This is a genomic window from Kitasatospora sp. NPDC058965 (genome assembly GCF_042741245.1).
In the GTDB taxonomy this organism is placed as follows: Bacteria; Actinomycetota; Actinomycetes; order Streptomycetales; family Streptomycetaceae; genus Kitasatospora.
This window is the reverse complement of sequence record NZ_JBHYKG010000013.1, coordinates 32,894-52,952: the sequence shown is the minus strand read 5'-3', so window position 1 is coordinate 52,952 and position 20,059 is coordinate 32,894. Positions and strand designations below refer to the sequence as shown.

The 20,059-nt window shown below is 74.3% G+C and carries 14 protein-coding genes; 4 read left to right on the top strand and 10 right to left on the bottom strand.

Features of this window, described 5'->3' with window-relative positions; translation table 11 throughout:
* Positions 1–5: 5 nt before the first annotated feature.
* The 4 genes from ACFW1A_RS04300 to ACFW1A_RS04285 all read right to left on the bottom strand — a co-directional run bounded on the left by ACFW1A_RS04300 (position 6) and on the right by ACFW1A_RS04285 (position 7,355).
* Entirely contained in the window at positions 6–3,599 is a 3,594-nt protein-coding gene (locus ACFW1A_RS04300; RefSeq protein ID WP_380403874.1) for an NACHT domain-containing protein, read from the bottom strand.
* Positions 3,596–3,922 (bottom strand): trypco2 family protein, encoded by a 327-nt coding sequence (locus ACFW1A_RS04295; protein WP_380403872.1) that lies wholly within the window; start codon positions 3,920–3,922, stop codon positions 3,596–3,598. Before ACFW1A_RS04295 ends, ACFW1A_RS04300 begins: the two co-directional genes overlap by 4 nt.
* Positions 3,923–4,030: 108 nt before the next feature.
* Entirely contained in the window at positions 4,031–4,216 is a 186-nt protein-coding gene (locus tag ACFW1A_RS04290) for a hypothetical protein (RefSeq protein ID WP_380403869.1), read from the bottom strand.
* A gap of 169 nt (positions 4,217–4,385) precedes the next feature.
* A complete protein-coding gene (locus ACFW1A_RS04285; RefSeq protein WP_380403900.1) occupies positions 4,386–7,355 on the bottom strand; it encodes a BTAD domain-containing putative transcriptional regulator in 2,970 nt (989 codons plus the stop codon).
* 409 nt (positions 7,356–7,764) lie between these two features.
* Between ACFW1A_RS04285 and ACFW1A_RS04280 the strand changes: the two genes are divergently transcribed.
* Positions 7,765–8,526: a BTAD domain-containing putative transcriptional regulator gene (locus ACFW1A_RS04280; RefSeq protein WP_380403866.1), complete on the top strand. Its 762-nt coding sequence runs from the start codon at positions 7,765–7,767 to the stop codon at positions 8,524–8,526.
* Between the two features lie 57 nt (positions 8,527–8,583).
* Here ACFW1A_RS04280 and ACFW1A_RS04275 read toward each other — a convergent pair whose 3' ends face one another.
* From ACFW1A_RS04275 to ACFW1A_RS04265, 3 genes are all read right to left on the bottom strand, one after another.
* On the bottom strand, positions 8,584–9,444 hold the full coding sequence (locus ACFW1A_RS04275) for a hypothetical protein (RefSeq protein ID WP_380403863.1): 861 nt from the start codon (positions 9,442–9,444) through the stop codon (positions 8,584–8,586).
* Positions 9,445–9,617: 173 nt separating this feature from the next.
* Positions 9,618–10,814, bottom strand: a complete 1,197-nt coding sequence (locus ACFW1A_RS04270) for a threonine aldolase family protein (protein ID WP_380403860.1) — start codon at positions 10,812–10,814, stop codon at positions 9,618–9,620.
* A gap of 39 nt (positions 10,815–10,853) precedes the next feature.
* Complete coding sequence (locus tag ACFW1A_RS04265) at positions 10,854–11,471, bottom strand: TetR/AcrR family transcriptional regulator (protein ID WP_380403857.1); 618 nt, start codon at positions 11,469–11,471, stop codon at positions 10,854–10,856.
* A gap of 176 nt (positions 11,472–11,647) precedes the next feature.
* Between ACFW1A_RS04265 and ACFW1A_RS04260 the strand changes: the two genes are divergently transcribed.
* Complete coding sequence (locus tag ACFW1A_RS04260) at positions 11,648–13,234, top strand: MDR family MFS transporter (protein ID WP_380403855.1); 1,587 nt, start codon at positions 11,648–11,650, stop codon at positions 13,232–13,234.
* 76 nt (positions 13,235–13,310) lie between these two features.
* On the opposite strand, the gene ACFW1A_RS04255 is transcribed toward ACFW1A_RS04260, so the two are convergent.
* Positions 13,311–14,207 (bottom strand): A/G-specific adenine glycosylase, encoded by an 897-nt coding sequence (locus ACFW1A_RS04255; RefSeq protein ID WP_380403852.1) that lies wholly within the window; start codon positions 14,205–14,207, stop codon positions 13,311–13,313.
* A gap of 128 nt (positions 14,208–14,335) precedes the next feature.
* Between ACFW1A_RS04255 and ACFW1A_RS04250 the strand changes: the two genes are divergently transcribed.
* The gene (locus ACFW1A_RS04250) at positions 14,336–15,202 is read left to right on the top strand and encodes a hypothetical protein (protein WP_380403849.1); all 867 of its coding nucleotides are present in this window, start codon (positions 14,336–14,338) and stop codon (positions 15,200–15,202) included.
* Positions 15,203–15,278: 76 nt separating this feature from the next.
* On the opposite strand, the gene disA is transcribed toward ACFW1A_RS04250, so the two are convergent.
* Both disA and radA read right to left on the bottom strand, forming a co-directional pair.
* On the bottom strand, positions 15,279–16,385 hold the full coding sequence (gene disA, locus ACFW1A_RS04245; protein WP_380403847.1) for a DNA integrity scanning diadenylate cyclase DisA: 1,107 nt from the start codon (positions 16,383–16,385) through the stop codon (positions 15,279–15,281).
* A gap of 120 nt (positions 16,386–16,505) precedes the next feature.
* Positions 16,506–18,011 carry a DNA repair protein RadA gene (gene radA, locus ACFW1A_RS04240; RefSeq protein WP_380403844.1) on the bottom strand — a complete coding sequence of 502 codons (1,506 nt, stop codon included), beginning with the start codon at positions 18,009–18,011 and terminating at the stop codon, positions 16,506–16,508.
* 167 nt (positions 18,012–18,178) lie between these two features.
* On the opposite strand from radA, the gene ACFW1A_RS04235 reads away from it, so the two are divergent.
* Positions 18,179–19,987: a hypothetical protein gene (locus ACFW1A_RS04235; RefSeq protein WP_380403841.1), complete on the top strand. Its 1,809-nt coding sequence runs from the start codon at positions 18,179–18,181 to the stop codon at positions 19,985–19,987.
* The last annotated feature ends 72 nt before the right edge of the window (positions 19,988–20,059 follow it).

Sequence of the window (20,059 nt, the reverse complement as noted above, 5' to 3'; positions counted from 1 at the left end):
CCCCGTCAGCCCAGTGCGCTCTCCTGCACCGCGATGGTGAGCGGGTGCCCGGGGCTGAGGTAGGTGTCGCAGAGCGCCAGCGTGCGGGCGGCCATCTGGGTCGCCCGCAGCGGGTTCCCGGCCAGGCGGTAGGCGTGCGCCAGCTGGTGGCGGGTGCGCAGGGTGTCGGGGTGGTAGATGCCGAGCAGCTCCCAGCGGTCGAAGAGCACCGCGTCCAGCAGTTCGACCGCCCGGCCCGGGTGGCCCGCCAGCAGTTGGGCCACCCCCAGCTCGTGCCGCAGCGAGAGCGGCTCCGGGTGCCGCTCCCCCAGGGTGCGGTGCGCCCGGTCCAGGGTGACCGTCAGCAGGTCGGCGGCGAGCTCGTAGTCCCGCCGGCCCAGGTAGCCGATCGCCAGGTGGCGGTGGGCGGTCAGGGTGGTCGGGTGGTCCTCGCCCAGCACCCGGGTGCAGGCGCTGCCCACCTCCTGCAGGCTCGGCACCGCCCGCGGGTCGCCGGCCGCCGCGTAGGTGGCGCCCAGCCGCAGCCCGGCGGTGAGCGTGAAGGGGAACTCCTCGCCCAGGGCCCGGGCCGAGTCCGCCCGGATCTGCTCCAGCGCGACGATCGCGTGGTTGTGGTCGCCGGCCTCGGCGTAGGTGAGGGCCGCACCCATCCGGATCACCAGGGTCTGCGGGTGGTCCTCCCCCAGGGCCAGCTCGGCATCGGTCAGCAGCCACTCGAAGTCGGTGTTGGCAGCGCCCAGTTGCCCCTTGTCGCGGAAGACCGCGGCCAGGCTGCCGCGGGCCGACAGGGCCAGCTCGCTGCTCTGGCCGTGCAGCCGCCCGGCGTCCTCGCAGAGCTGCTGCAGCACCGCCTCCGCATTGTCCAGCGCGCCGAGCTGCAGGTAGCACTCGCCCAGCCGGGTGCGGATCTGCAGCAGCAGGTCGGCGGCGGCCTGTCCGCCGGCGTCATCGAGCAGCTCTTCGAGCAGCGGCAGCGCGTCGTGCAGCCGCCAGGACTCCAGGTAGGCCTCGGCCAGCCGCAACCGGGGCAGGAAGGTGTCCGGGTGGCCGGGGCCCATCACCTGCTCGTGCAGCGCCACCAGCTCCTGCATCGCCGGGACCGCCTGGGCCTTGCTCCCGGTGTCCACGATCGCCTGGGCCAGCCGCTCGCGGTAGACCAGCGAGTCGGGCTCGCCCTGCTCGGCCAGGATCCGGTTGTTGACCGCGGCCAGCCGCTCCAGCGCCGCCGGCCCGCCGATCCGCTCCAGCAGCCGGCAGACCAGCCAGAGCGGCAGGTCGGTGTCGGCCGTGAGCAGCGGCAGCAGTTCCTCGCCGATCCCGTACAGCGCCTGCCACTCGCGCTGCTCGTAGCCGGGCTCGGCCTCGGTCGGGTAGAGCCGCAGCACCGGGGCGAGCTGGGCCAGCACCTCCTCGCGGACCGTGTCGCTGAGCACCGTCGCGTACGGCAGGCAGGTGCCGGCCACCAGCCGGACCCAGCGCGCCTCGCGCGGATCGGTGCACCGCTCGGCCCGTTCCAGCAGGCCGCGCAGCAGGACGGCCCGGTCGTGCTGCGAGCAGTGGCCCACCGCCATCCGGATCACGTCCGCCCACTGCTCGTCGACGGCCTGCGCGGCCAGCATGCCGAACGACCGCTCCTCCATGAACTCCCGGGCGGCCAGGTAGTCCTGGAAGGTGCGGTGGACGAACTCGAAGGTGTCCACGCCGGGTTCGGCGAGCAGCCCGGTGCGCTCCACCAGGTGGCGGATCAGCTGCTCGGCGTCCAGCCCGGCCCGGGCGGCCGGCAGGCTGGGCAGCACCTGGCCGACCAGCCGCAGCGCGTCCTGGTGGCTGCCCTCGTGCTGGCCGTTGCGCACCAGCCAGGAGGCCACCCGCTGCAGCGGGGCCAGCTGCTCCTCCTTGCTCAGCCGGCGGCCCTCGGGCAGCGCGGTGATCTGCCGGGCCTGGTCGCGGCGGAGCAGCAGCATCTCCAGCGCCGCGTCGTAGACCTCCATCCGGCGCTCCGGCAGGCCGCCCTCCCACTCCCGGTGCAGCGCGCAGACCATCGCGCACAGCAGCGGGCTGTCGGTCAGCTCGGCCAGCTCCGGCGACTGCTTCAGGGCCTGGGTCAGCGCCTGCCGGGTGTCCCGGAACCGGCGCTCCAGGGCGTCCAGTTCGGCCTGGCTGGGCCGGTCCGCGGCGGCCTGCTCGGCCTCCAGGGCAGCCTTGTGCCAGCGCTCCACGAAGAGGTTGCGGTCCCACTCGTCCATCGGGCAGAGCAGCAGTTCCTCGAACCGCAGCCCGCGCAGCCACTGGGCCGGCACGCCGGAGGGCCGCACAGTGACCAGGCTGAAGCAGTCCGGGTGCCGGTCCAGCAGCTCGGTCAGCCACTCGCCGGCCGCCTCCCGGCGGGCCTGCGGGATCTCGTCCAGCCCGTCCACCAGCAGGATCGCCCGGCCGGCCGTGAAGACCCGCTCGGCCCAGCCCGGCGGCTGGCTGTCCGCGATCGGGCTGCGGTCCAGGCCCAGGAACTCCGCCGGGTGCGGGTCCAGGTTGTCGCGCTGGAACATGGTGCGCAGCCGCAGCAGGAACGGCACCCGGCGGTTGAGCCCGGCCAGTTCGCCGGTCAGGCCGCCGCGGACCGCGTTGACCGCCAGCCACTGCAGCAGGGTGGTCTTGCCGGAGCCGGCCGGGCCGCGCAGCAGCACCCGGCGGCGGTCCTTGAGCATCGCCTCCACCCGGCCGCGCGGAGCGGGGTGCAGGGCGCGCTCGGCGGTGTCCGAGAGCCCCGCGGGGGCGGCGGACAGGTGCAGCATCTGCAGGCTCAGGTATGCCGTGCCCAGGTCCCAGGGCTTGGCCTGCGGCAGGCCGAAGATCCGCAGCCGGCCGTGCTCCTTGTCGATGGTGCGCCCGTACTCCTCCTCGAACTCCGCGTCCCGCCGGTCCCGGGCGGAGATGCCGCTGCGGCGCACCGGTCGGCGCAGCCGGCGGTCCAGCTGGGCGGCGAACGCGGGGTCGTCCAGCAGCGGGGCCAGCGGGACCATGCCGAGCTGGGAGTGCCGCCAGACGCCGGGCGCCAGGTCGGCGGTGGCCAGGCCGAGCAGCAGGTTGTGGAAGACCACCGGCGCCCCGGACATGCCCGACCACGGGGACTCCGCCGCGGGGACCGGCCCCGGCGGGGTGTGCTCGGTACTCAGCACCCAGCGCACCGCCCGGCCGCCCAGCCCCGCCGCCGGGGCGAGCGTGGCGATCAGCTGGTGGCTGCGCAGCGCACCGCCGTCCTCGCGGCCCGCGGCCGGGTAGCCGATCGCGTGGCAGAGCGGCACCGGCTCCAGTCCGTCCACCCGCCCCCAACGCAACTCACCCGTCGGTTCCAGGAGTTCGGGTCGCACCAGATCGCTCGCGGCGGCCAGCAGGGCGACGTCGTGGGCCGCGGACTGCCAGACCGGGATGCACCGCACCCAGCCGTTGCCGCCGGGGACCACCGCTTCCACCAGGGCCGGCGCGGCCGTGTTCGGGGCCAGCAGGTGGGCGGCGGTGAGGACGAGCCGGGGGGAGAGCAGCACACCGCTGCCCTGACTCGCCGCGCGGACCGCGGCGATGTGCTGAGCCGTCAGGCTCAATGGAAGTCCTCGCGCGCGCCGAGGTCCTGATGGCCGATCAGGACGGATCCGCCCGATCCGACGTCACGCGGGGTGAGGGTGAGGGACACCCGGTGGGTCGCGGTCCGACCGGCACTGGCGCCGGCCTCGGCCGACAGGACCCAGGCTCTGACCTTGCCGCCCGCCGTGGCGTCGCGGCGCACCTCCACCGAGAACTCCAGCTCCACCGGACCGACTTCGAACTGCAGCCGCTCGTCCGCCGCCTGCTCGGCGGCGGTGGCCAGCTGCCGGCGGATCGCCGCAACGGCCTCCGCGAGTTCGATCTCCGCGAACCGGTCGTTCACACGTGCCCCCTGATGCCGTGTCCTGCGCTGCTGGCGGACCTGGTCAGCCGATGTGACGGATGGTCATCTCAGCGTTGACGATGGACGGCGGGGCGTCAAGCCCGGGGGTCAGGACCACTCGGTCGGGTCGCCGTTGGGGGTGGCGGTCGCCGAGGGGGCGGGCGTGCCGTCGGCGACCGCGGTCGCGACGTGGCCGACCGGGACGCACAGTCCGACGCCGGCGGCCACCACCGCGGTGCCGGCGGCGAGGACCAGAGCGAGCTTCTGCTTGACCGAGCTACCCGTGCGCTGCATTGTCCGACCTCTTTCGAGTCCGTGTGCCGTGCTGACGGGAAAAACATTAGGAAGCGTCGACTTCGCTTCCTTATCGTTTCCATTACCGCCCTGACCTGCGGTGATATCAGAATCTCCGGGGGTCGTTAAAGGGCTCGGAGAACACCTCGACGGCGCGGTTAAAGGGCCTTTATGCGGTGTGCTGCGGGGCCGGCTCGGCCGCTGCCCCGTTCAGCTCGGCCAGCGCCTGCTCGGCCTGCTTCAGCAGCACCAGCGAGTCGGCCCGGGCCAGCACCTCGCAGGCCTGTTCGTAGCGGTGCCGCGCGGCGACCGGGTCCCCGGTGCCGCGTTCCAGCCCGCCCAGCAGCAGCAGGACCCAGCCGCAGGCGTGGCTGGCGCCCAGGCGCTGCGCGAGGTCCAGCGCCTCGACCAGGTTCGCCCGGGCCCGGCCGGGCTCACCCTGGGCGATCGCCAACTCGCCCTGGCTCAGCAGGACGTGGGCGGTGCCGAGCAGGTCGCCCTTGGCCCGGACGATCCGGACCACCCGCTCGTAGGCCCGCGCGGCCTCCCGGTGCTGGCCCCGGGCGGCGTGCGCCCGCCCCAGCCAGTAGATGGCCTGGGCGGTGGTGCGGGTCTCCCCGGTGACCTCGACCACCTGGACCGCCTCGGTCGCCAGCCGGACCGCCTCGTCCTTCTCGCCGGTGGCCATCGCCACCAGCGCGAGCTGACCGAGGGTGTGGGCCTCACCGACCCGGTCCCCGATCCGGTGGTACAGCTCGGTGGCCTCGCGCAACCGGGTCGCCGCCAGCGACAGCCGGCCCTGCAGCCGGTCCGCCCGGGCCAGGTGGTTGGTGCTCAGCGCCTTGCAGTGCAGGTCGTCCGTGCGCTCGCCGATCTCCAGCGCGGACTCCAGGAAGCGCATGCCCTCCTCGATCGAGCCGACCCGGATCCGGTTGGCACCGAGCACCGTGAGCATGTGGGACGTCCCCCGCGCGTTGCCCGCGTCCTCGCAGGCCTTCAGCGCCCGCTGGCAGCAGAGCTCCCAGTCCTCGGCGTAGTTGCGCACGTCGAACAGCATGATCGCGGTGCCCGCCAGGTCCCAGGCCAGCTCGTGCTCGCCCAGCCCGGCCGCCTGGTCCACCACCGCGACCAGGCTCAGCCGCTCCGCCTCGAACCAGTCCAGCGGCGAGCCCAGCAGGTCGTCCACCAGGTCGGGGTCGACCGGGTACCGCGGGCTGTCGCCGTGCAGCACCGAGTACGGTCCGCCCATCTCCCGGTCGTGCGCCTGGTCGGCGATGGTCAGCCAGGCGCGGAAGGCGCGGTCCCGGGCGGCCGCGAGCTCCTCCTCGGCCTCCTCGGCCACCGCCCGCTCGCGGGCGAAGAGCCGCAGCAGGTTCTGCAGCCGGTACCGCAACTGCCCGGTGGCGTCCGACCCCACCGCCTCCAGCAACTGCACGTCGACCAGGTGCTCGATCAGGCGCTCGGCCTCGAACTGGTCGCAGTCCAGCAGCGCGGCCCCGACCCAGACCGCGAAGTCCGGCACCGGCAGCAGCGCCAGCCGCCGGTAGAGCCGGGCCTCGTCGAAGGAGAGGTAGCGGTAGCTCAGCGCGAAGCCGGCCCGCACCTGGGACTCGCCCTGGCTGAGCTCGTCCAGCCGGCGGCGCTCGTCGGCCAGCCGGCCGACCAGGTGGCGCACCGTCCAGTGCGGCTTGGAGGCCAGCCGGGCGCCCGCGATCCGCAGCGCCAGCGGCAGGTGGTCGCAGAGCTCGGCCAGCCGGGTCGACTGCTCCGGGTCGGCGGCGATCCGCTCGGCCGGCACGATCCGGGCCAGCAGCTCCACCGCCTGGGCCGGCGGCAGCACCGCCAACTGGACCCGGACCGCGCCGTACCGGAGCATCAGCTGCTCCATCGGGTCCCGGCTGGTGACCACCACGCAGCAGCGCCCGTTGGCCGGCAGCAGCGGGCGGATCTGGGCCACCGAGCGCACGTTGTCCAGCACCACCAGCAGCCGGCGGTCCACCAGCATGCTGCGGTAGAGCGAGACGCGCTCCTCCAGACCGGGCGGGATCTGCTCGGCCGGCACGCCGAGCGAGCGCAGGAAGCGGCTGAGCACCTCCGCCGCGGCGACCGGCTCGTTGGCCTCGTCGTGTCCGCACAGGTCGACGAAGAGCCGGCCGTCGGGGAAGTGCCGGGCCGCCCGGTGCGCCCAGTGCACCGCGAGTCCGGTCTTGCCGACCCCGGCCACGCCGGTGACGAAGCCGATGGCGGGCGCCTCGTCGTCGCGGCGGTCGGTCAGCAGGGTGTCCAGCCGGGCGATCTCCTCGCTGCGGCCGGTGAAGGCGGGGACGTTGGGCGGCAGGTCGGAGGGGGTGACCCGCAGCTCCACCGGGGCCGCCGGGGTGGGCTCGGGCAGTTCCTCGGCGACCTGGGCCACCTCCAGGGTGAGCGCCGCGTCGTCGCGCAGGACCGCCTCGTGCAGGTCGTGCAGGGCCGGGCCCGGATCGATGCCGAGCTCGTCGATCAGCACCTGTCTGCCGTCCCGGAAGGTCTCCAGCGCCTCCGCCCGCCGGCCGGCCCGGTACTGGGCGAGCATCAGCGAGTGGCGGGTCCGCTCGCGCAGCGGGTGCTCGCGCACCAGCGCGGTCAGCCGGCCGATCAGCTCCTGGTGGTTGCCGAGCGCCAGTTGCAGCGCGATGGCCTCGTCGTGCAGGACCAGGCGCCACTCCTCCAGGCGCTCGGCCTCCTCCTCGACCCGGCGCCCGGTCACCCCGGCCAGCACCGGACCGCGCCACAGCCGCAGCGCCTGCTCGTACCGCTCGGCGGCCGCGGCGGTGCCGCCCTGCTCGGCCAGCTGTTCGGCCTGCCGGACCAGTTCGGTGGCCAGCAGCAGGTCCACCTGGTGGCCGGCCGGGTCCAGCTGGTAGCCGGGGTGGGCGGTGCTGATCAGCTCCTCGCCGAAGCCCTCGGCCTTGAAGGTCTTGCGCAGCGCCGCGATGCAGATCGCCACCTGGGTCCGCGCGGTGGCCGGCGGCTCGCCCTGCCAGACCGCCTCGACCATGGTGTCCACCGAGACGATCCGCCCGGCGGCCAACAGCAGCAGGGCCAGGATGGTGCGCTGCCGGGCGCCGCCCACGGTGATCCGCCGACCCCCGGTGGCCACCGACAAGGGGCCCAGCACCCCGAATTCGAGCCCGCCGTTCACAATCCCCCCCGAGAAGATCGGCGCGATAGACCTCAGCTGCTGTGTGGCGCGGAGCGGCGGCGCGACCTGGCTCAGACTACGTTAGGTCGTGGCCCGTAGGGGGGCAGCGTAGCGGGGAATCCTGTGAAGCGTCGCTACCCCGTGAAGATGTTCTCTTGACTCCTGGTGACGTCTGATGATTCGTCATATTCACTTTGCCGGAGCCGACATGCACCCCACTGCTGCCTGCACGGTTGCCCCTTCGGGCAAGTGGGCTGGTCAGTGACCGATAACGAGGCGATAACCGGTCGATGCGACCGCTTCCTAACCTTCTGGGTGTTGCCTGGGCCCATGGCGGGCCCGGTTCGTCAGGAGGGCGGGCGAGACCATGGAGTACCGGATCCTCGGGCCGGTCCAGATCGGGACCGGCGGGCAGGAGGACGCGCTGGGCGGCACCAAGCAGCGCACCACCTTCGCCGCACTGGTGGTGGCCGACGGGCGGGCGGTCTCGGACGACTGCCTCGGCCGGCTGCTCTGGGACGACCGCCCGCCGGCCACCGCGGCGGCGCAGATCCACACCTACGCCTCGCGGATCCGGCGCCGGCTGGCCCCCGGCAGCCAGCTGCTGCGCAGCCGGGCCGGCTACCGGCTGGTGGCCGGGCCGGAGGCGGTCTGCGACCACCGGCTCTTCGCCGAGCACAGCCGGGCCGGGCTCGGCGCCCTGCGCTCCCAGCAGTACCCGCTGGCCGCGGAGCGGTTGGCCGCCGCGCTGGCGCTGTGGCGGGGCGAGGCGCTGGCCGACACCACGGACCTGCTGGTCGAGGCCGAGCGTCCGGCACTGGAGGAGGCCCGGCTGGAGGCCCTGGAGGGCTGGGTGGAGGCTGAGCTGATCCTGGGCCGGCACCGGCAGTTGATCCCCGAGCTGACCCGGCTGGTGACCCGGCACCCGATGCGCGAGCGGTTCCGCGCGCTGCTGATGACCGCGCTCTACCGCTCCGAGCGGCAGGCCGAGGCGATGTCGCTGTACCGGGACGGGCGGCGCATCCTGGTCGACGAACTCGGCGTGGAGCCCGGCCGGTTGCTGGTCCGGACCTACGAGGCGATCCTCAGCGGCGAGGTGCGCAGCCTGATGCCGCATCAACTCGCCTGACCCGTAAGGTCCACCGCGCACCCCGACAGCCTCGGCGACCCCCGGTCGCCGGGGCTGTCACCCGTTCGGCCGCTCGGCGGCCGGCCGGCCCTCCGCCACCCGCCCGAACGGGGTCAGCGGGGCGTGGGTGCGCGCGGCCAGCACCAGCAGCGCGCCGTACCGGCGCCCGTCCAACGCGTCCGGCGCGTACGGGGTGGGCTCGCCCAGCTGACCGGAGAGCCGCACCGCCAGCTCGGTCAGCGCCGCCTGCAGCCAGCCGGCCTGCGCCCAGAGCGGGTGCGCCGCCCGGGCGTCCGCGTGCCCGGCCCACAGGTGCAGGCTGGCCGCCCCGGCGTACAGGGTGCCGTAGGCCTCGGCCAGCGCCCGGGCGCCGGGATCGGCGGCCGAGCGGGTCTCCGCCATCCGGCGGTGCAGTTCGTCGCCGGCCGCCAGCAGCGCGTTGGCCCCGTCCAGCACCGACTTGGGCGCGCCGCGCCCGGGCAGCGTGCGCAGCAGCGCCGGCAGTGCCTGCACCGCGCTGCAGCCGCCGCGGGCCGGCACCGGTTCGGCCGGTTCGGGCCCGGGCGCGGTGCCCAGCACGGCAGCGGCCAGCCCCTCCTGGTCCACCGTCTCGGCCGCGAAGCCGCGCACCAGGTGCGGGAAGTAGCCGACCAGCGGCTCCACCGCGGCCAGCGACAGGCCGGGCACCAGCAGTTGGGGCAGCGTCACCGGGAGCACGGCGCGGGTCACCTCGGCCTCGGCCGGCAGCGCCCGCAGCGAGCGGCCGCCGAGCACGGCGGCCGCCTCGGCAGCGGCGATCAGCGCACCGGCCCGTCCGGCCGGTCCGGTGCCGCGGGCCAGCGCGGCCCGCAGGTCTCGACCGGCCGGCTCGGACACCTGGAGGGGCCAGTCCTCCCAGCCCATGCTCTCGGTCGCCATGTCGAACCGCCTTCTGTCGTGGCTACACGACGAGCCTGCCCGACGGGTCTATGAAAGACCTGACTTCGGCCCATCACGTGCCACTACCAGGATCCCCAGTTTTCAATTCGAATGAGTGCGTGACGCTGCAACGGTCCCGCATCGATGACGAAGTGTCCTAGTGCAAAAGCGCCCTAGTGCACGGTGGGCTCGACGGCGTTTGCGGGAATTGCGCTTTCCGCCCCGCCGAAGCGGCCCAGGAAGTCGGCCACCGCCCGCTCGACCTGATCACCGGTCCAGCTCAGCGAGGGGGCCAGCGCCGAAACTTCCGTCATGCTCAAGCCAGGAATTCCGCTCTCCCACCAGGTCCCGAAGAGCGCGTCGCCGCTGCGCTCGGCGTGCTGCAGGGTGGCTGCCGCGAGCAGTTCGCGTGGATACGGCAGCCACAGTTGGAACTGGTGGGTCTGCGGTGGATCAGGGTGGATCCGGGCCCCCGGAACAGCGGCGACCGCCCGCCGGAGCGCATCGGCCAGCACCTGCGCCTGGTGCAGATATCCGGGCAGCCTGGGCAGTTCACGACCGAGCGCGCCCAGCGCGGAGAGCGCGGCCGGCCACTGCTGGTTCAGCTGGCCGCCGTACCGGTGCCGCCAGGCCCGGGCCTCGGCCACCAGCTCGGCCGGTCCGGCCAGCGCCGCCCCGCTGATCGCGCCCAGCGCCTTGTAGAAGGAGACGTAGACCGAGTCGCCGAGCCGGCCCAGCTCGGCCGGCGGGCGGCCGTAGTACGCGGCCGCCTCCCACAGCCGGGCGCCGTCCAGGTGCACGGTCGCGCCGGCGGTCCGGGCCGCCGCCACCAGCTCGACCAGCCCGGACCAGTCCGGCAGCACGAACCCGGCCGCGCGCAGCGGCAGTTCGACCAGCAGCACGCCGTAGGGCTCGTCCAGGGCGCGCAGTTCGGCGGCGGTGGGGTGGCGGGCCGCGGTGGTGGGCCAGACCGTCTGCAGGCCGGTCAGCCGGTTGAAGGCGCGCCGCTCGTGGGTCTCCAGGTGGGTCAGCGGGTGGCCGGCCACCACCGCGCTGCCGCGCCGGTCGGCCCAGCAGCGCAGCGCCACCTGCTGGGCCATGGTCCCGGTGGGGAAGAAGACGGCGGCCTCGTGGCCGAGCAGGTCGGCCACCCGGCGCTCCAGGGTGGCCACCACGCCGTCGCCGTAGCTGTCGGGGCGCTCGGCGGGGTCGACGCAGGCGCGGGCGTCGGCCCCGAGCTCGGCCAGGCGTTCGTGCAGGGTGGCGGGGCGCGGGCCGGAGAGGATGCGGTCGCTGCCGCGCCAGAGGGTGAAACGGCGGTCGTCGGCGCCCTGGTAGGGCGCCGGGGAGACGTTCGGTTCCTGGGTCATCCCCCGATGGTCCGCCCGGGGCCGGGCCACGGGAATGGGTCAGCCCTTGATCAGTCCGCCGATCTCGGTGGCCACCGTCAGCGCCGCCTCCATCGCCTCGTGCAGCGACTGCACCTTGGCCTCGTTGGCCGGGTCGGCCAGGTGCGAGCGGCCCTCGCCCTCCAGGTCGTTCTTGAGCAGGAAGAACGCGGAGTTCACGCTGAACAGCGCCATGGTGGCGCGCAGCCGGTCCTCGAAGGACGCGCTCGGTCCCTGGACCAGCCGGATCAGGCTGATCATCCGCTCCTTGAACTCCAGCCCGGCCGAGGACTCGCGCAGCGCCGGCTGGTTCTCGTGGAAGAACCGCAGCAGCGGGGCCCGCTCGGCCATGCCGGCCGCGAACCGGCGGATCAGCTCGTCCCGCACCCCGGGGGACCACTGCTGCCGCTCGCCCCAGGCGATGGTCTCGTCGATCGGCGCCGCCATCGTCTCGACGATGCCGTGGACGATGTCGTCCTTCGTCTTGAAGTGGTAGTACAGCGCGGCCTTGGTGACCCCTAGCCGGTCGGCGATCTCCCGGAGCGAGGTCTTCTCGTACCCCTGTTCGGAGAACAGCTCGAGCGCCACCGCGATGATCCGCGCACGGGTGTCAGTGCGGGGGCTCTGCGTCGTACTCATGGGCTTCGTGGCCTGCCTAGCTCGCATCCGGTGGACGGGCGCTGCCGATATCGGCTTGACGCCCAGCTTACGCAGACCTTACCGTGCCCTCGGACAGATAACTAGCCGGTCGGCAAGTAAGCAAGAATCCGGGTCCGCCAGCGCGCGGGCCCACGGGCGCTTCCGGGAGACGCACCATGGCACAACAGCAGGTCGAGGCGACGGCGGACAACCCGCCCGCCGCAGCGGCACAGGACGAGCGCCCGCAGCGCTCGGCCCGCGAGGTCAGGCTGGTGATGATCGGTCTGGTCATCACCATGCTGCTGGCGATGCTCGACAACCTGATCGTCGGCACCGCGATGCCGACCATCGTCGGTGACCTGCACGGGGCGGACCACCTGTCCTGGGTGGTCACCTCGTACACCCTGGCCACCGCCGCCGCCACCCCGATCTGGGGCAAGCTCGGCGACCTCTACGGTCGCAAGGGCACCTTCATCACCTCGATCGTGATCTTCCTGATCGGCTCGGCGCTGGCCGGCCTGTCGCAGAACATGAACGAGATGATCGGCTTCCGCGCGCTGCAGGGCCTGGGCGCCGGCGGTCTGATGGTCGGCGTGATGTCGATCATGGGTGCGCTGGTCTCGCCGCGCGAGCGCGGCAAGTACCAGGGCCTGTTCGCGGCCGTGATGGCGCTGGCCACCATCGGCGGCCCGCTGCTCGGCGGCTTCATCACCGACCACTTCAGCTGGCACTGGATCTTCTACATCAACATCCCGCTCGGCGCGATCGCGCTGGCCGTGGTCGTCGTGACGCTGCACCTGCCGAAGGTCACCGCCAAGGCGAAGATCGACTACGTCGGCGCCGCGCTGCTCACCACCGGCATCACCTCGCTGGTGCTGCTGACCACCTGGGGCGGCCACGACTACGGCTGGACCTCGAAGCACATCATCGGTCTGGGCGTGCTGGCCGTCGCCTCGCTGATCGGCTTCTGCTACGTGGAGGCCCGGGTCGCGGAGCCGATGCTGCCGCTGGGCCTGTTCAAGAACCGCGACTTCACCGTGGTCTCGATCGTCGGCTTCATCGTCGGCTTCCAGATGTTCGGCGGCGTCACCTTCCTGCCGCAGTACCAGCAGCTCGTCCAGGGCGCCTCGGCCACCAACTCCGGCCTGCTGCTGATGCCGATGATGTTCGGCATGCTGGTGGTCTCGCTGGTGGTCGGCCAGTACGTCACCAAGACCGGCAAGTACAAGATCTTCCCGATCATCGGCACCTGCGTGATGGGCGGCGGCGCGCTGCTGCTCTCCACCCTGGGCACCGACACCACCCGGCTCACCTCCGCGATCTACATGGCGGTGCTCGGCGCCGGCATGGGCTTCCTGATGCAGATCACCATGCTGGTCGCGCAGAACAGCGTGGAGCTCAAGGACATGGGCGTGGCCAGCTCCACCGCCACCCTGTTCCGCACCATCGGCGGCTCCTTCGGTGTGGCGCTGTTCGGCACGATCTACGCGAACCGGCTGACCGACACCGTCAAGGCGGCGCACCTGCCGGCCGGGTCGAGCGACAACTCCGAGCTGACCCCGGCCAAGCTGAAGGGCCTGCCGGCGCAGGTCCAGGACGTGATCCACCACGCCGTCTCCAACGGCATCCACTCGGTCTTCCTGTGGGCCGCGGTGATCAGCGTGCTCGCCATCGCCGCCTCGCTCTTCCTGCGCGGCCTGCCGCTGCGCGGCGCCGGCCAGCCGGCCGGCGAGGGCGCGGCCATGGAGGCCCCGGCGCACTGACCCCGCGTCACCACCTCCCGGAACGACGGAACGGCAGGCCCCCTCGGGGCCCTGCCGTTCCGCACGTCCGGCACGTCTACTGCGGCAGCCGGTAGAAGCCCTCCGCCAGCGGCTCCACCAGCCCGTCCGCGACCAGCCCGTCCAGCGCCCGGGCCCGCTGGATCCCGTCCGGCCAGACCACGTCCAGCTGCCCGCGCGGCACCGGCCCGTGCTGGGCCCGCAGCACCGCGAGCAGCTTGCCGCGCACCTGCCGGTCGGTGCCCTCGTAGCTCTGGCCGCGCCGCGGCGGCCCCTGGTACGGCGGGCGCCCGGCCCGCTGCCAGGCGCACTGGCGCAGCAGCGGGCACCCGGCGCACTCGGGCGAGCGGGCGGTGCAGACCAGCGCGCCCAGCTCCATCACGCCCACCGCCCACTCGGCGGCCACGGCCGGCGCCTCGGGCAGCAGCTCCACCGCCACCCGCCGCTCGGCCGCGGTGGTGGCGTTGGCCGGGTACTCGACCCCGGTCACCGCGCGGGCGAAGACCCGGCGGACGTTGGTGTCCAGCACCGCGTGCCGCTGCTTGAAGGCGAAGGAGGCCACCGCGGCCGCGGTGTACTCGCCGACCCCGGGCAGCGCCAGCAGCTCCGCGTGGTCCTCGGGCACCTCGCCGCCGTGCCGCGCCACGATCGCGCCCGCCGCGGCGTGCAGCCGCAGCGCCCGGCGCGGGTAGCCGAGCCTGCCCCACCGCCGGACCGCCTCGCCGGGCGGCTCGGCGGCCAGCGCGGCCGGGGTCGGCCAGCGCTCCAGCCACTCGGCCCAGACCGGCAGCACCCGCTTCACCGGGGTCTGCTGGAGCATGAACTCGCTGACCATCACCGCCCAGGGCGAGGCCTGCTCGGTGCGCCAGGGCAGGTCCCGGGCGTGCTCCCGGTACCAGTCGAGCACGATCGAATGGAGCAGCGGGGCCGGGGTGGGGAGCGTCGAAGTCGCCATGGTCCGTCGATCCTCGCACAGTCGCCCACCTCCCCCGAACAGCGGAAATTCCGGATCATCAGAAAGATCGACAGCCGACAGAGGTGTTGGTGCGACAAGCGGTGCTCCGGCTCTCGTAGAGTTTGGTCGTGCCTTCACTGCGTCAGCCCGTCGGACCGCTGCCCGCCTCCATCTACTGGCGGCGGCGGGTGGTCGTGCTCGCCGCGCTCGTCGTGCTGGCGGCCCTGGTGCTCTGGTTGACGACCGGTCAGGGCAGCGGCGACAAGCAGGCGGCGGCGAAGCCGCTGCCGACCGCCGCGCCCAGCGCGGCCGGCTCGATCACCCCGGGCGCCACCCCGACCGGCCCGGCCATCTCCAGCCGCCCGGGCGGCACCGGCGGCGCCGGTGCCGGCGGCTCCACCGGGGCTGCCACCGCCGGCTCCGGGCAGGGCGCGGGCACCCCGAGCGCCCCGGCCACGGCCGGCGACCCGACCGGTGCGGCCGGCGGCAGCGGCAGTACCGCCGGCAGCGGCGGCGGCTCGGGCGCGGGCGCGGGCGGCGGCACCCCGCCGATCAACACCGGCGAGGTGATGGCGCTGCCGGTGTGCACGGCCTCCCAGCTGACCCTGGAGCTGGCCGGCACCCAGAACGCCTACCAGCCCAAGGACAAGCCGACCTTCGAGCTGAAGATCCGCAACGCCTCGGCCAACCAGTGCCGGGTCGACCTGAGCCAGGCCGCCTCCGCGATCACGGTCAACTCGGCCAGCGGCGAGCGGATCTGGTCCTCGGCCGACTGCGTCTCCGACAAGCAGGGCCGCTGGGTGCAGGTCTCCCCGGCCACCGCGCTGACCGAGACCTTCGTCTGGGACCGCACCCGCAGCAAGCCGCAGTGCGCGACGGTGACCGACACCTCCCCGGCCCCGGTCGGCAACTACCTGGTCCAGGCCGAGCTGACCGGCCCGACCGGCGGACCGGTCCCGGCCCGCACCTCGACCCGGCTGGACGCCGCCGCCTGATCCCGGGCGGCGCGGGCCCGCGGACCGCTGCCGAAACGGTCCGCTGCCGAAACGGTCCGCCGGTCCGGTCAGCGGGTCAGACGTACCGTTCCAGGATCGAGGACTCGGCCAGCCGGGACAGGCCCTCGCGGACCGAGCGGGCCCGGGTCTCGCCCACGCCCTCCACCGCCTGGAGGTCGTCGATGCTGGCCGCGAGCAGCTTCTGCAGTCCGCCGAAGTGCTCGACCAGGCGCTCGATCACGGTGTTGGGCAGCCGCGGGATCTTCGCCAGCAGCCGGTAGCCGCGCGGCGAGACGGCCGAGTCCAGCGACTCCGGCGAGCCCGAGTAGCCGATCGTCTTGGCGACCGTCTGCAGGTCCAGCAGCTCGGCGTGGGTGAGCGTCTCCAGGTCGGCCAGCACCTCGGCCACCGTGCGGCCGCGCTTGGCGGCCCGCTCGGGGAAGTAGTCCCGGGCCACCAGCTCGCGCTCCGGCTCGACGCCCGCGATCAGCTCGTCCAGCTGCAGCGAGAGCAGTCGGCCGTCGATCCCGAGCTCCAGCACGTAGCCGGCGATCTCGGCCGCGATCAGCCGGACCATCTCCAGCCGCTGGGCCACCGCGGTGACGTCCCGGACGGTGACCAGGTCCTCGATCTCCAGCGCGGAGAGGGTGCCGGCCACCTCGTCGAGGCGCAGCTTGTAGCGCTCCAGGGTGGCCAGCGCCTGGTTGGCCCGGGAGAGCACCGTGGTGGAGTCCTCCAGCACCCGCCGGGAGCCGTTGACGTACATGGCGATCAGCCGCATCGAGTGCGAGACGGCGACCACCGGGAAGCCGGTCTGCTTGTTCACCCGCTCCGCGGTGCGGTGCCGGGTGCCGGTCTCGTCGGTCGGGATGTCCGCGTCCGGCATCAGGTGGACCCCGGCTCGGACGATCTTGGTGATGTCCTTGTCCAGCACCACCGCGCCGTCCAGCTTGCACAGCTCGCGCAGCCGGGTCGCGGTGAACTCCACGTCCAGCACGAAGCCGCCGGTGCACAGCGACTCGACCGTCTTGTCCAGGCCGAGCACGATCAGCCCGCCGGTGTTGGCCCGCAGCACCCGCTCCAGGCCGTCGCGCAGCGGCGTCCCCGGGGCGATCGCCTGCAGCGAGGATCGCAGCAGGGCCTCCTCGCGGGGGGACTTCTCCGCCCGGTCGCTCGCTGCCACGTGACTCCTCCGGCTGCCCGGACCGCTCACCGCTGTGGCCCCGGTCCCTCGTTGCTTACTGCCCGATGTGGTACTGGACAGGGCAAAGTCTACGGTGCGGCCGCGCTGACGGTGCCTCGGTCACACCAGTTCGTCCGAATCGACCGGTTCCCAGCCGCCCATCAGCTCCTCCGGGTAGGCCACCGGGACCTGCGCCGGCGGCGTCCGGCCGTCCTGCGGGCGTTGCTCCGTACGGGGTTTGGCGGCCCGGCCGCGGCGGCCCGGGATGGCCCGCAGCGCCTCGCCGATGTCGGCGACCTCGACCACCTTCATGCCGGGCGGCACCTTGCCCGGGTCCGGCGGGACCAGGGCGTGGGTGAAGCCGAGCCGGTGCGCCTCGGCGAGCCGGCGCTGCACGCCGGTCACCCGGCGCACCTCGCCGGCCAGCCCGACCTCGCCGATCGCCACCAGGTTGCTGGGCAGCGGCGTGTCGGTGGAGGAGCTGGCCACCGCGAGCGCCACCGCCAGGTCGGCCGAGGGCTCGGTCAGCTTCACCCCGCCGACGGTGGCGGTGTAGATGTCCTGCTTGCCGAGCTTGACCCCGCCGTGCCGCTCGACCACGGCCAGGATCATCGCGATCCGCGGCGACTCCAGGCCCGAGGTGGTGCGGCGCGGCGAGGGGATCTGCGAGTCCACCATCAGCGCCTGCACCTCGGCCACCAGCGGGCGCTTGCCCTCCAGGGTGACGGTCAGGCAGGTGCCGGGGACCGGCTTGTCACGCCGGGTCAGGAAGAGGCCGGACGGGTCGGCCAGGCCCTCGATCCCCTCGTCGTGCAGCTCGAAGCAGCCGACCTCGTCGGTCGCGCCGTAGCGGTTCTTGACCCCGCGGATGATCCGCAGCCGGGCGTGCCGGTCGCCCTCGAAGCTGAGCACCACATCCACCAGGTGCTCCAGCAGGCGGGGGCCGGCGATCTGGCCGTCCTTGGTGACGTGGCCGACCAGCAGGGTGGCCATGCCGCGCTCCTTGGAGGCCCGGATCAGCGCACCCGCCACCTCGCGCACCTGGGCCGGGCCGCCGGGGGCGCCGTCCAGCTCGGCGGAGGCGATGGTCTGCACCGAGTCCAGGATCAGCAGGCCGGGGTTGACCTGCTCGATGTGGCCGAGCACCGCGCCCAGGTCCTGCTCGGCGGCCAGGTAGAGGTGGTCGGAGAGGGCGTTGATCCGGTCGGCGCGCAGCCGCACCTGGCCGGCCGACTCCTCGCCGGTGACGTAGAGCGTGCGGTGCTGGGCGGTGGCGGCCTTGGCGGCCACGTCCAGCAGCAGGGTGGACTTGCCGACACCGGGCTCGCCGGCCAGCAGCACCACGGCGCCGGGCACCAGTCCGCCGCCGAGCACCCGGTCCAGCTCCGGCACGCCGGTGGAGCGGGCGGTGGCCACCTGGCCGTCGACCTGGCCGATCGGGCGGGCCGGGGCGCTGACCGGGCCGGCCGCGGTGGTGCGGATCGGCACCGCGCCGTACTCCTCGACGGTGCCCCAGGCGTTGCACTCCGGGCAGCGGCCCACCCACTTGGGCAGCTGGTTGCCGCACTCGGTGCAGCGGTAGGCCGGGCGCGGCTTGGCGGTGGTCTTCGAGGTGCGGGCTGCCATGGGGGCCACCGTAGCGGGTGGCGCCGACAGCGGGTGGGCAGTGGGGACGGGCGCGGGCACCGGCGTTGGTTACGGGCAGGACGATCCTGTTACCCGAAAGAAGGACAAAGCGACCGATGGACCGCGGCCGGGGCGGGCCGAGTCCCTATGTTCGGACCGTGACCCCCATGTCTGGTACCGCTGCCGGGCCCTGCGTGCCGACCGCCTACGGGCGGCTGCTCGACGGCTTGTACACCTACTGCCTCTCGGTGCTCTGCGAGCGCGACGCGGCCGTGGCGGCGCTCGGCGAGGTGCGCGAGCTGGCCCTGGCCAACCAGGACCGGCTGTCCGACGCCGGGCTGCGCCGAGCCTGGCTGTACTCGCTGGCCCGGTACGCCTGCCAGCGCCGGCTCGCCGGCGCGCCCGCCGCGCCGCCGTCCGAGCCGGCCGGGGCGTCCCCGGGGGCCGGCCCGGCCGACCTCCCCGAGCGCCGCAAGGAGCTGGCCGCGCTGGCCTGGCCCGAGGCGGCCGGCACCACCGCCGAACAGCGCGAGGCGCTGGAGCTCGCCGCCCGGCACCGGCTCACCCCGCTGGAGGTGGCCGCGGTGCTCGGCCTCGGGGCGGAGCAGGCCCAGCGGCTGCTGGCGGCGGGCACCGAGGAGGTGGAGCGGACCAGGCGGGCCCTGGCCGTGCTGGGGGTGGGCAGCTGTCCTGAGCTGGCCCGGCTGGGGGGTGCGGGGGCGGAGCACTGGCGGGAGTGGGTGCTCGGTCCGGCGCTGCGGCGCGAGCTGCTGACCCACGTGGTGGCCTGCCCGACCTGCCGGGGGACGGCGGAGCGGGTCGGGGGCGAGCTGACCGGGCTGGGAGCGCCGCCGGCGCTGGTGCCGGCCCCGGCGGCGGCCCGGGTCGACACCGCGGAGTCCGGGTCGGCCGCCGAGCGGCCGCCCGGGGGCGGATCGGCCGGGACCGACCCGGCGCCGACCCGGGTGCTGCCCCGGTTCGACCGCAGCGGCTTCCCCCGGCACCGGGCGCCCGGCCTGCTGGAGCGGCACCGGCCCGGCGGCGACCTGCACGAGCGCACCGTGCTGGTGCGCCAGCGGGCCCTGGCCACCGGGGTGCTGGCCGCGGTGCTCGCCGCCCCGCCGGTCGCGCTCTGGCTGGCGCACCAGGACGGCACGCCGACCGCCGGGGCGGCCGCGGTCTCCTCGGTGCGGGTGGACTCGCTGCCGGGCGACCCGCCGGGGGGCGCGGGCTCCGCACCGGTGCCGGTGGCGCCGCTGCCGGGGGCCGGGACCGGGGGCGGTGCGGCGCGGCCGCTCGGGCCGGCGTACGGGGTGGGGCACGGACTGGTGGCGGCCCTGGTGCACAGCTCCCCGGGGGCGGGGCCTGCAGAAACGTTGCTCCCCGCGGTTCCGGTGCCGGTCCCGAGCGCGGCCCCGGCAGCCACCGGGGCCCGGCTGGATGTCACGGCCGGCGCCTACGGCAGCCGGACGGTGCTCACCCTGACCAACACCGGCGACGCCCCGCTGGACTGGCACGCCGTGGTGACCGGGGACTGGCTGCGGCTGAGCCGCGACGCGGGCACCCTGGCTCCGGGTCAGCGGCTCACCGTGACGGTCACGGTGGACGATCAGCGCGCCCCGTCGGACCACTGGACGGCGCAGATCGCGCTGCCCCCCTCCGACGCCGTGGTCACCCTGGAGGGCGGCCCGGACCGGCGCGGCGTGCCCTCCCCGGGGTCCTCGCCGACCCCGAGCGCCAGCGCGAACCCGAGCGGCAGCGCCAGCCCGACCCCTTCGGAGACCGCCAGCTCCGGCAGCAGCGCCAGCAGCGCGCCGAGCAGCAGCGCGAGCCCGAGCGCGAGCCCCACGTCGGGCCCGTCCGCCCAGCCGTCCACCAGCCCGTCGCCGCGCCCGAGCAGCTCTCCGCCCACGACCACCGCGTCCCCGAGCTCCGCCACGTCGCCCCACTCCCCGTCCTCGTCACCCAGCCGCTGAACGCCCCTGACCGCCCAACACTTCCAAGGACTGCTCAACCGGCCCCGATGTTGCGCCCGGGAGATGAGAATT

What these genes read in the sequence shown, in the direction of transcription:
- ACFW1A_RS04290 (WP_380403869.1), bottom strand. Translation starts at nt 4,216, where the DNA reads ATGCAGCGCACGGGTAGCTCGGTCAAGCAGAAGCTCGCTCTGGTCCTC.
- ACFW1A_RS04280 (WP_380403866.1), top strand. Translation starts at nt 7,765, where the DNA reads ATGGAGTACCGGATCCTCGGGCCGGTCCAGATCGGGACCGGCGGGCAG.
- ACFW1A_RS04275 (WP_380403863.1), bottom strand. Translation starts at nt 9,444, where the DNA reads ATGGCGACCGAGAGCATGGGCTGGGAGGACTGGCCCCTCCAGGTGTCC.
- ACFW1A_RS04270 (WP_380403860.1), bottom strand. Translation starts at nt 10,814, where the DNA reads ATGACCCAGGAACCGAACGTCTCCCCGGCGCCCTACCAGGGCGCCGAC.
- ACFW1A_RS04265 (WP_380403857.1), bottom strand. Translation starts at nt 11,471, where the DNA reads ATGAGTACGACGCAGAGCCCCCGCACTGACACCCGTGCGCGGATCATC.
- ACFW1A_RS04260 (WP_380403855.1), top strand. Translation starts at nt 11,648, where the DNA reads ATGGCACAACAGCAGGTCGAGGCGACGGCGGACAACCCGCCCGCCGCA.
- ACFW1A_RS04255 (WP_380403852.1), bottom strand. Translation starts at nt 14,207, where the DNA reads ATGGCGACTTCGACGCTCCCCACCCCGGCCCCGCTGCTCCATTCGATC.
- radA (WP_380403844.1), bottom strand. Translation starts at nt 18,011, where the DNA reads ATGGCAGCCCGCACCTCGAAGACCACCGCCAAGCCGCGCCCGGCCTAC.
- ACFW1A_RS04235 (WP_380403841.1), top strand. Translation starts at nt 18,179, where the DNA reads ATGTCTGGTACCGCTGCCGGGCCCTGCGTGCCGACCGCCTACGGGCGG.